Source organism: Streptomyces sp. NPDC059679, from assembly GCF_042734105.1.
In the GTDB taxonomy this organism is placed as follows: domain Bacteria; phylum Actinomycetota; class Actinomycetes; order Streptomycetales; family Streptomycetaceae; genus Streptomyces.
This window is the reverse complement of the sequence record NZ_JBHWES010000202.1, coordinates 1-1065: the sequence shown is the minus strand read 5'-3', so window position 1 is coordinate 1065 and position 1065 is coordinate 1. Positions and strand designations below refer to the sequence as shown.

The 1065-nt window shown below is 64.0% G+C and carries 1 protein-coding gene; it reads right to left on the bottom strand.

Annotated features, from left to right (window positions below):
- On the bottom strand, nucleotides 1-998 hold a 998-nt coding region (locus tag ACFV2X_RS55650), incomplete at its 3' end, for an LLM class flavin-dependent oxidoreductase (RefSeq protein WP_385632005.1).
- Between the last annotated feature and the right edge of the window lie 67 nt (nucleotides 999-1065).

The window sequence follows — 1065 nt, the reverse complement described above, 5'->3', positions numbered from 1 at the left end:
AGCTGGTCGTGGGGCAGGCTGTCGACACGCAGGACGAGTGCTTCGACGCCCATGTCCGCGTATCGCTGTACGTGTTCGATGCAGTGCTCGGGGTCGCCGACCATGAAGCCCTGGGAGCGTTCGAACATGTACTCTTCGTCGTTGAAGTCGATGTCCTTGACAGCGCCCATGTAGGCGTAGTCCTTCGACAGCTTCGACAGGCGCTCATATGCGTCGGTGGACAGCTTGGCCATCTCGAACAGGGGCTTCGCCTCGAGGCGGGCCTGGGCAGTGGTCTCGGCGCAGTGCATACCACCGGCGACCGCGACCATCTTGCGCGGCGTGATCGGGTAGGGGTGGTTGGTGGCGGCGAGAGTGTCGTCGTAGAGCTTGACCATGTTCTCGACGAGGTCGAACCCGAGGTAGAGGCCGCCCATGATGGCGCCGATACCCATCGAGGCGGCCGTCTCGACCGAGCTCGGGCTGCCGGCGGCAGCCGAAATGGGCGGGTAGGGACCCTGCAGGGGCTTGGGGACCAGGCTGCGCGGCGGAACCTTGTAGTGCTTGCCCACGTACGAGAACACGTCGTTGAGGAACGCGCTCCGGATCAGCTCGATGCCCTCACGCCACTGAGCCTTGTTCTCGGAAGGGTCCACCTCGAACGCGCGCAGGGCGAGCGTGGTGTTGCCGCGCCCGGTACCAAGCTCGACACGGCCGTTGGACAGGATGTCCTCGGTCGCCACACGCTCCGCGACGCGCAGCGCATGGTTCATCCGCGTCGGCAGCAGCGTCACCAGGTGGATGAACCGCATCCGGCTCGTCAGAGCCATCAGGTACGGGTAAAGCACCTCCGGAGCGGAGACCGAAGCCGTACCCAGAGCAACATGCTGCTCGGAACTACCGAAGGCATCGAAGCCAACCCGCTCCGCAAGCAGAACCTCCTCCACAAGCTCCCGGTAGCGGTGCTCATGCGTAAGCCCGACCGGGGTGTCCCCCTCAGACATGAGGATGAAGTCCATACCGACCCTTTCGACAAATGTTAGTGGGCGATAACGTAGGACGTAGCTCAGCCCAGGTCAAGGCCCC